Annotated in this window: 6 protein-coding genes; 2 read left to right on the top strand and 4 right to left on the bottom strand. The window is 72.0% G+C overall.

Annotated elements, in window-relative coordinates; genetic code table 11:
* Window positions 1-1103, bottom strand: a 1103-nt coding sequence (locus AC1DY2_RS09725) for a maltokinase N-terminal cap-like domain-containing protein (protein ID WP_476762235.1), incomplete at its 3' end; no start/stop codon positions are given.
* A gap of 156 nt (window positions 1104-1259) precedes the next feature.
* Here AC1DY2_RS09725 and AC1DY2_RS09720 point away from each other — a divergent pair.
* On the top strand, window positions 1260-2051 hold the full coding sequence (locus tag AC1DY2_RS09720; RefSeq protein ID WP_476762234.1) for a ZIP family metal transporter: 792 nt from the start codon (window positions 1260-1262) through the stop codon (window positions 2049-2051).
* A 9-nt stretch (window positions 2052-2060) separates the two neighbouring features.
* Here the strand turns inward: AC1DY2_RS09720 and AC1DY2_RS09715 are convergent, their stop codons facing one another.
* Window positions 2061-2885 (bottom strand): MOSC domain-containing protein, encoded by an 825-nt coding sequence (locus AC1DY2_RS09715; RefSeq protein WP_476762233.1) that lies wholly within the window; start codon window positions 2883-2885, stop codon window positions 2061-2063.
* 145 nt (window positions 2886-3030) lie between these two features.
* Here AC1DY2_RS09715 and AC1DY2_RS09710 point away from each other — a divergent pair, with 145 nt between their 5' ends.
* On the top strand, window positions 3031-5097 hold the full coding sequence (locus tag AC1DY2_RS09710; protein WP_476762232.1) for a COG1470 family protein: 2067 nt from the start codon (window positions 3031-3033) through the stop codon (window positions 5095-5097).
* 78 nt (window positions 5098-5175) lie between these two features.
* Here AC1DY2_RS09710 and AC1DY2_RS09705 read toward each other — a convergent pair whose 3' ends face one another.
* Together AC1DY2_RS09705 and AC1DY2_RS09700 are read right to left on the bottom strand one after the other, a co-directional pair.
* Entirely contained in the window at window positions 5176-8292 is a 3117-nt protein-coding gene (locus AC1DY2_RS09705; protein WP_476762231.1) for a M14 family metallopeptidase, read from the bottom strand.
* Window positions 8293-8468: 176 nt separating this feature from the next.
* Window positions 8469-9479 carry a helix-turn-helix domain-containing protein gene (locus tag AC1DY2_RS09700; protein ID WP_476762230.1) on the bottom strand — a complete coding sequence of 337 codons (1011 nt, stop codon included), beginning with the start codon at window positions 9477-9479 and terminating at the stop codon, window positions 8469-8471.
* Between the last annotated feature and the right edge of the window lie 30 nt (window positions 9480-9509).

The following is a 9509-nucleotide window of genomic DNA, read 5'->3' as shown; positions in this document are numbered from 1 at the left end:
CGCATCGGGCGCAGCGGCTCGCCCTCGATATCGAGCAGCACCCACCCGCGACCGGGCACGAGCAGCACCTGGCCGAGGTGCAGGTCGCCGTGGATGCGCTGCAGCTCGGGCCAGGCACCCGCCCGTGCCCGCGCGTAGAAGGCCTCGATCGCCGGGCGGTGCCGGTCGAGCTCGTGCACCTCGGCCACGGCGATGCCGAGCCGACGCGTCCACGCGGCCGTGATCCGGTCGACGAGCGCCGGCTCGGGTGACTCGCGCGGGAACAGCTCGCCGAGCGAGAGGTGCACCTCGGCGACCGCGGCGCCGAGCGCGCGCGCCTCGTCGTCGAACGGCGTGCCGGCGGCGGCGGCCGTCAGCGCCACCCGCCAGGCGTCCTCCACGCCGGGGAGGAACTCCTGGGCGAACGCGAGGTGCCCGCGCGCCCGGCCGCTGGGCCGGCCGACGTCGTCCCATTCGCCCAGCACGTCGCCCACCGTCGCCGGCACGTGCGGCGAGCCGGCACCGGCCAGTGCCGTCTGCAGCGTGACATCCGGATTGTCGCCGTCGTGCAGCTGCCGGAACACCTTGCAGATGATCGGCGCCGACCCGGCCGGGCGGTAGATGATCGACGTGTTCGACTGCTCGCCGCCGAGCACGGTCGCGGGCGCGCTCCGCGGGGGTCGAGCGGATGCCGCGGCCTCGCCCGAGTAACGGCCGCGCGCGGTCGCGGCACCGGGGCCCGCGGCGATCGCCTCGCCCTCGTCGACGATCATCGCGAGCAGCGCGTCGGTGTAGGCGGGGTCGTGCGGTCCGTCGTAGAGCCACCGGTCGCCACCATCGGGTCCGCCGCCGGACACGCCGCCTCGAGCGGGCAACCGGGCGATGAGGTGCTCGGATGCCGCGGGCGACTCCTGGGGCTCCGCCCGCTCGACCAGCGGCACCTGGTAGAGGATCGGCGGCTCCGAGGCGTCGTCCATGAGGAAGAGGGTGCGGACGTTCGCGCCCTCCTCGGCGGTGGGCGACTCGAGCGCTCCGATGACGCGAAGCTCGGGTGCATGCCCCTTGCCGCCGAACCAGCGCTGCTGCGGCATCCACCCGGCGATCGCGGCAACGGCCCTGTCCATGCCTGAACCGTACGGCGAGCCGCGGCGGATGTCGAGGCGAGACGCCGAGCGGAGGGCGGAGCGCGGGTCGCGGGTCGTGAGTCGCCCATGCGAACCAGCCTTGGCGGCCGTGCACAAGGGGCTGACGGCACGCGGCCGCGCGCCGATACTGGGCGCATGTGGACGGCATTCCTCTTCGGTGCGGTGGCATCGGCCGCGCTCGTGATCGGGGCGTTCATCGGTGGGCGATTCACGCTGCCGAAGCGCTTCCTCGCGATCATGCTGTCGTTCGCGGCGGGCATGCTCATCACGGCGCTCAGCTTCGAGATGTTCCAGGATGCCTACGAGCGGGGCGGCATCTGGATCGCTGCCATCGGGCTGCTCGTCGGCGCGCTGGTGTTCACGACGCTCAGCGCCCTCCTCGACCGCTGGGCCCAGGCGGGCTCGGATCCGAAACCGGCCGACGAGTACCGGGGCAGCGCGAAGCTCGACACGGATGCCGCGGCCGAGGGTCGACCGGCCACGGCGGCGTCCGTGCAGGGGGCGRCCGGGCTCGCGCTGCTCGCCGCGGCCACGCTCGACGGCGCACCGGAGAACCTCGCCCTGGGCATCTCGCTCACCGAGGGAACGGGTGGCGTCGCGCTGCTCGCCGCCATCTTCGTGTCGAACCTGCCCGAGGCGCTCGTGGGCGCGGCGTCCATGCGGGAGCAGGGCCGCTCGATGCTGCAGATCATGGGCCTCTGGGGCGCGTGCGCGGCCGTGCTCGTGTTCGCCGTCRTCATCGGTGCCGGCCCGCTCTCGGGCAGCGACCCCGAGGTCGTCTCGTTCCCCCTCGCGTTTGCAGCGGGAGCCGTCATCGCCGCGCTCGCCGACACGATCATGCCCGAGGCCTACGAGCACGGCGGGCCGGCCGTCGCGCTCAGCACCGCCGCGGGATTCGTGCTCGCCTTCGTGCTCTCGCTCGCCTGACTCGTGACCTCAGTCGGCCGTCACCGGGTCGCCGACGGCGATCGTGTCGGCCCCTGACGAGGCGTCGAGGTCGGGGACGAGCCAGATGCCGAACCACGTCTTGCCGTCCCACCTGCGGTGCTTCGCCAGCGTGCGGATGGGCTCCTTGCCGCGCGCCAGCGACACCGGGTCGATCGTCGTCATGACGCAGCGGTCGCAGACGCCGCTGACCCGAAAACGCACGCCGCCGAGGTGGATGAACGGCCAGCCGTCCTCGGCGAACGGCTCGGCCGGGTCGCCGTCGATGACGACGTTCGGACGGAACCGCAGCATGTCGAGCGGCGGCGTGCCGCCGTCGGTCCACCGGTCGAGCTGGGCGAGGGAGGACTCGCTCGCGAGCAGCAGCGGGCCGGCGTCGGCGAGCGACATCCGGTCGTCCGCGAGGCCGCCGTGGGCGGGATTGACCGGGCGCACTCGCGGGTCGGGCTGCCACACGAGGCGCACGGAACGCCCGAGCCGGGAGCTCAACCACTCGTCGGGCTCGAACCCGGCCGGAAGCGCGGTGCGCTGGCGCGACACCGTCACCGTGACGGGTGCGGCATCCGTCGGCTCGTCGACCCGCAGGGGCGCGCCGCCGCCGTCGCGGTCGGCGAGCAGCAGGCCTCCGTCGGCGAGCGGCTCGGCGGTCAGCGCCAGCAGGCGGTTCGCCTCTCGCGCCGTGACGAGATCGCCCGCCGAGTCGACCACGGCCCAGCGGCGATCGCCGACGAGCCCCCACGGCAGCACGGACGCCGAGCGGACGTCGAGGCCTGCGAACGACTTGACGGGATAGACGCGGAGCCGGGTCACCTGCATCAGAGCACGCTACCGCGACGCCGTCATCGTCGCGCAGAGTTCGTTGCCCGTCCGGGCACAATGCGGCAGGCGACCGAGTCCGGCTCCGTAGCATCGGCGGTATCGCGACCGCCCGACGTCGCGACGCTGCGGCCGGAGGGGTGAGATGGCCGAACGCATCTGCGAGACGTGCGGCACGAGGAACGACGCCGAGGCGCGGTTCTGCGTGAACTGCGACTCCTACCTCGGCTGGGATGTCGGGCGTTCGACGCTCGACGGCGACGCGCTCACCGGCACCATCCCGAAGATCGTGCAGTCCGTGCCGACCGCCGTTCCTGACCCGGCGACCGCGCCCGTCAGTCAGCCGGTCGCGACGCCGCCGACCGCGCCCACCACGACACCGCCGCCCGCGTCGCCCACGGCGACGCCCCCGACCGCGCCCGCCGCCGAGCGTGCGCCCCAGCCCGAGCAGGAGCCGCCGCGACGCAAGCCCGCACGCCACGACCCGCCGACCGTCACCGTCACGACCCCCGACGTGGTCCTCACGCCCGAGGCTCCCGCCCGGATCGAGCTCCTCATCGAGAACACGTCGACCATCGTGGACGGCTACGACATCGACGCCGTCGACCCGCCGGCCTGGCTCGAGCTCACGCCGCCCGACGCGCACCTCATGCCGGGCGAGGCCCGCACGGTCATGCTGTCGCTCGCCATCCGTCCCGGCGTGCTCGTGCTCGCGCAACGCCGGCCGCTCACCTTCACCGTCCGCTCGCTCGAGGACCCCGAGCGGATGGCGACGATCCACGTGGTCGCGACGGTCCCCCCGCGCGGGGCGCGACTCGCGATCGAGGCGCGGCCGATGCTCATCCGGCTCGAGGATGCCGCGACCGGTTCGTTCTCGCTCCGGCTCGACAATCGCGGCGCGAACTTCCCGCAGACGGTGGGCCTCTCGGGCGAGGACCCCGAGTCGGTCGTGCGGTTCACGTTCACCCCCCAGGTGGTGGAGGTGCCCGCCGGCGCCATCGTCGAGGCATCCGTCGACTTCGTCGCACCGCCGCCGCAGCCGGGTGCGGTGCTGAACCGCCAGCTCACCATCTCGGCGACCAACGACGAGGGGCCCGTGACCGCGACCGTCACGCTCGTGCAGGAGACCGCCCCCGAGCCGGTCGACGCGCCGCTGCGCGTGCAACTGCAGCCCAGCACGCTGCGCCTCCTCGACGCGCAGGACGCCGACTTCGACGTGAACGTCGACAACCGCGGCGGCCACACGCCGATCACCGTCACGCTCACGGGCGCCGATCCCGAGCAGCGGCTCGCCTTCGCATTCGCACCGGTCAGGTTCGTCGCCGTCGCCGGGCACATCACCCGCGCCCACGGGCGGGTGCGGGCGAACCTCCCCRCCCGCGGCGCGAGCGCGTCGCATCCGTTCACCGTCGTCGCCTCCGACGGYACGACGGATGCCGAGGCCGCCGGCGTCCTCGAGATCACGAGCTCGGCCGCGGCCATCACGACCRCGAGCCTCAGCGTCAACCCGCAGCGGCAGGACATCGGCACGCACGGCAAGGGCACCTTCGGCGTCGACGTCGACAACCGCCGTGGCTCCGAGGCCGTGCAGGTCGCGTTCGCCGCCCGCTCCGACGACGGGCAGGCGCGGGCGACGTTCGCGCCGCCCCAGCTCGTKGTGCCGCCCGGCACGACCGGGCACACGTGGATGACGGTCTCGGCGCCGCATCCGCCGCGCAACGGCACGGTCGTGCGCCGGCTCGAGGTCAGTGCGAGCGWCGGCACGCAGCAGCTCGTCGGGAGCGCGGAGCTCACCCAGACGGCGCCGAGCCGCAGGGGACCGCTCAGCGTCTGGCTCGTGATCCTCGGTGCGGTGCTCGTGGTGATCGGCACGCTCAGCCCCTGGTTCGCCCAGTTCGAGCCGCTGCTGCCCGCCGTCGAGCTCGTGCGGATGCTCGTGCAGTCGTCGAGCCTCGATCCCGGTCTCATCGTCGAGCCGGCGCTGCGGCTCCTCCTGTTCATCCTCGCCATCACGATGGCGTTCGGGCTGAACGGCAAGTCGGGCGGGCTCACCCGCAAGTCGGCGATCCTCATCGTGCTGCTCAGCGCCGGGTTCCTGGTGTTCCTCGCGATCGCGGCGTTCGTGCCCGAGCTCGCGTTCGGCATCCTCCTGGTGTGGCTCGGCGCCGTGCTCGGCTACGTCGGCGGGGTGCTCGCGCGATCCCGCGACTGACGGATGCCACGTCGGGCGATCCGCCCCGCATGACGGATGCCGCGTCGCGGGCACTCGCGACGCGGCATCCGTCAGACCTCAACCGAGCAGGAGCTCGAGCACCCGGCCCATCCACGCGGCCCGGGTCGCGGCATCCGTGATGCCCTCGAACCCGAAGCCGGCCACGAGCGAATGCGGCGTGGCGACCACCGCGGCCTCAGGGAACCCGGCCGCCGTCGTGATGATGAAGTTGTTCGGGTTCGGCCCACTGCCCGGCGGGGGACCGGTGACCTCCCAGCCCGCGCTGTCGCCGTTCTCGAACGACGTCGTGCCCTGGCCCGTCGACACCTCGATGTCGTCGACGAACACGCCGAGGCCCTGGGTCGACCAGTCGCTCACGTACCCGATGGACACCTCGACCTGGCCGCCGGCGTAGGCCGACAGGTCGACCGACCACTGCTGCCAGCCGGCCGAGTTGCCCGACGTCGCCGACCACGAGCCGGTGGTGCCGGTCGAGGTGCAGGTCGTGGTCGCGGCGTCGAACGTCTGGTAGTGGTCGAGCTGCGGGTGCAGGTCGCGCCAGCCGGCCGGACAGCTCTGCCCGGTGCTGTCGGTCGTGTGCCCGTTGAGGTCGGGCAGCGTCGTCCAGTCGTCGCCGCCGGCCGTGCGAGCCTCGACGGCCAGGTGATCCCATTCGGCCTCGGTGTCGTACGAGGTCCAGAACGACATCGTGGCGCCGCCGGCCGGCACGTCGATCGTGTTGGTCAGGCGCTTGTACGACACGTCGCCGATCTGCGAGTAGGCGTACGCATCGCCGGTGTGCGGCGCGAACGGGCCGCCCTCACGGTCCCACCTCGCCGCCACCCAGCTCTCGAACTGCGGGTACACCGCCGGGTCGAGGATGCCGCTCGTGGTGATGTACGAGTTGCTGTGGTCCTGGTTCTGGGCGCTGTCGTCGCCGTTGAACCCCCATTCGAGCCCGGTGAGCGGCGTGTCGACGCCGAGGGCGTTCAGGATGCTCCCGTCCTCGGTGGTTCCGGCGTCGTCGACCGTGAGGTACGCACCGAGCCAGTACTGCAGGGTGTCGTTGGTGAAGTCACCCGATCCGCCGAGGGCCCGACACCGGGCCTGCACCTCTGCATCGGCCCGGCACTCGGCGTTCGCCGCCGTGGGGTCGTACAACTGGGTGCCGAGGTTCGGCGTGTACTGGCTGCCGGCGTACTTGCCGGTGTAGAGCACCTTGCCGCCCTCGTTGAGGAAGTCGCGCACCTCGAGGGTCTCGTCCATCGCGAGCCGCGAGGCGTTGCCGCCGCCCCAGCCGGGCTCGCGGGTGACGATGTCGTCGCCGGTGTACCAGATGACGCCGTCGTAGTGGGACAGCACGCCGAGGCTGTCGGGCGCGGTCCGGCCGCGGGCATCGACGTCGTAGACGTCGTAGCCCGTGCCGTTGGCGTCGAGCGCAGCAGTGTAGGAGTCGAGGTAGCTGGGTCCGCCGGCCTGGGCCGGCGAAGCGCCCGTGTAGTCCTCGGCCGACAGGATCAGCACGTCGTCGTCGGATTCCTCGACGGCCTGGTAGGTGAACGAGTCGCTCGTCGCCCCACCCCCCTCGAACCACACCTTCACGCTGTCGCCGGGTTCGGTGCCGGTGACGAACCCGCTCATGATCCTGTAGTACACGTCGGTCTTGCCGCCGTAGCGGTCGCCGCCCGTCCACTCCTCGGTCGGTGCGCTGATCGGGGCCCCGCCGTTGATCGAGTACTTCACGGTCACGTCGCCGAGCTCGCGCTTGGCGACGACGCGCACCTCCTGCGGGTCGCCGTAGGAGTAGTCGAACGTGAAGTTCGCGAGGGGCAGCCCATCCTTGTAGGTGTCGTCGCTCTCGAGGTAGAACGGCTTGGTCGTCAGGCCGAGGTGCGACACCGGATCGGCCGGGTCGGCCGCGGACTTCGCCACGTCGAGCGAGAACGGCAGTGCGCGCTCGAACTCCGCCTGCACCTGCGCCTCGTCGTCGGGGAACACGAATCCGCCGCCCGCCGGCAGGCCCTCGCCGAGCTCCGGTGTCCAGGCGAGGGCTCCGCGCTGCACGTGCGCGAAGTCGGTCGTCTCGCCGTTCGTCACGTACAGCACGTCCGAGGAGAGGCCGGTCTCGAAGCCGGGGATCGCGGAGTTGTCGCGGTTGCCCGACAGGGCGTAGTAGATCGGGTCGTCCGCGGTCGGGGTGCCGGTCTGCCAGCCCTCGGCGTACAGCAGGTAGGGCCCGTAGGAGTGGTAGTTGACCTGGAACGAGAAGTCGGCGCGGTCGAACAATGACATCATCGCCTGCGTCTCGGGCTCCGATCCGGCCGAGGGACCGCGGTAGGTGTCGCTGGTGGTCTGCGACGACGAGCCCTCCTCGTCGTATCCGAAGTGCTCGGGGAAGTTGCGGTTCGGGTCGACCCCGTCGGCCCGGGTGACCTGGCCGTCACCGTCGTTGTCGCGCAGATTCTTCCGCCACAGCCGCTCGTGGTCGAACGTGTACTGGTATCCGTCGGGGTTGGCCACGACGACGAACCACAGCTCGTTGTTCTTGAGCAGGTTCTTGATCTCCTTGTCGTTGGCCCGCCATCCGTCGATGTACCAGTTCAGCAGCCGCCGGTTCACCTCGGTCGAGATCCACTCGCGGGCGTGCTGGGTCGAGCTGTAGAGCACCGCAGGACGGGTGCCGTCGGCGATCCCGCGCGCGCCCTGGGTCAGCTTGAGCGCGATGAGCTCGCGGCCCTGCTCGGTGTGCCCGAGCACCTCCAGCTTCACGAGCTGCGGGTTCTTCTTCGCGAGGCTGTAGAGCTCATCGCGGATGCCGCCGGCTTCGTCCCACGACCGCCAGACGTCGTATCCCGACGCGGCCTGCTCGTCGGCCAGCTGCCGTGCGGACTTGCCGTCCTTGTTCTTCTTCACCTTGACGTCGACGCCGCGGTCGCGGAGGCCCTTCGCCTCGCCGGCGGTGAGCACGACGTCGAGGCTGACGCCGTCGTCGGTGATGCGACTGTCGGCGACGTCGAAGCCGCCCGCCGCGATCTCCGCGGCCTCGGCGGTGCTCACGTCGGCCGTGTACATGTCGAGCGCGCCGGCATCATCGACGGTCGCGTTCGCGGTCACGGGCGCGAGCACCGAGAACGCGAGTGCGAGTGCGGCGATGCCGAGGACGGGGCGAAGTGGAAAGGAACGGGTTCCGGCCATGACGACTCCTTCGGCCCGTCTCCGGCCAGACATGCGTGACGACATCGTCGGGGTGCCTGTTGTTCGCCACGTCCCTGGTGCTCACTGCGGACCCTAGGGCATAGCCTGCTGCGGTACGCGCTCGGCTGTCAAGGAATCCGTGAGTCTTCCTCACGCGGGGCGGGCCGACGGGGCGGTCAGACCCACTCGCGGCGCACGGCCTCCGCGCCGAGCTGGATGCGCGTCGWGACGCCGCCGCGCTCCATCAGCTCGGCGACCCGGCGCTGCACGGTGCGCACCGAGATGCCCAGCTGCGCGCCGGCCGCGGCATCCGTCAGCCCGAGCAGAAGGAGCTTCAGCAGGTCGCGGTCGATCGCCTCGACCTCGTTCTCGAGCCCTCCGTCTTCGACCAGTCGGGTCGACGCGCGCCACGCTTCCTCGAACATGGCGTTCACGAGGTCGAGCAGGCCGCTCGGATGCACCAGCAGGGCGCCCGACACCTTGCGATCGCCGTGCGAGTACATGGGGAGCAGCGCGAGGATGCCGTCGGCGACGAAGAGGCGCGTCGGCAGCACCGGCAGCACCCGGATCTCCTCGCCCAACGGCATCACCTCGCGGGCCTGGTCGAGGAATCTCGGACGCTCGAGCACGGATGCCTCGACGACGACCCGGTACCGCACGCCCCGTGCGAGCGCGCGGTCCTCCTCGGTGTTCTCGCTGCCGTCGATGAGCGCCACCTCGCGCAGCACGAACGCGTCCACCCGTCGTTCTGCGGAGGCCTGCAGTTGCCCGAGCCGCTGGCGCACCGCCTCGGGGCCGAGCACCACGTCGACGACATCGGGCACCTCGCGCTGCACCGCGCCCTGCCGGTAGAGCTCGCTGAGCTGCACGAGCGTCTCGTGCGCCTCGGTCAGCCGGCGCTCGCGCTCGAGCAGCAGCGGACGCAGCGCGAGGGCCGGCGGCGAGGCGACGACCCGATCGGGGGCGGACGCCTGCCTGGCGAGCAGCCCGATGCGCTCGAGCTCGTCGACCACCGCCTGCACGCGCGCCACCGGCATGCCGGCCGATCGGGCGATCTCGCCGACGTCGGCTGAGGGCGTCGCGAGCAGCAGCCGGTAGACCGACGTGTGCTCGTCGTCCAGTCCGATCGCGTCGAGCACGAGCGCCGCTCCCGTCGTCTGCGCCGTGGCGAATCGCGGCCATGGCATCTCTCCGCCACCACCCTAGCGGCGGACGTG

Source organism: Agromyces sp. P1_H4 (assembly GCF_056405255.1).
The sequence above is the reverse complement of the archived record's forward strand: the minus strand, read 5'-3'. Positions and strand labels throughout refer to the sequence as shown.

Coding starts and splice junctions, on each gene's coding strand:
- AC1DY2_RS09715 (WP_476762233.1), bottom strand. CDS start 2,885: ATGCAGGTGACCCGGCTCCGCGTCTATCCCGTCAAGTCGTTCGCAGGC.
- AC1DY2_RS09705 (WP_476762231.1), bottom strand. CDS start 8,292: ATGGCCGGAACCCGTTCCTTTCCACTTCGCCCCGTCCTCGGCATCGCC.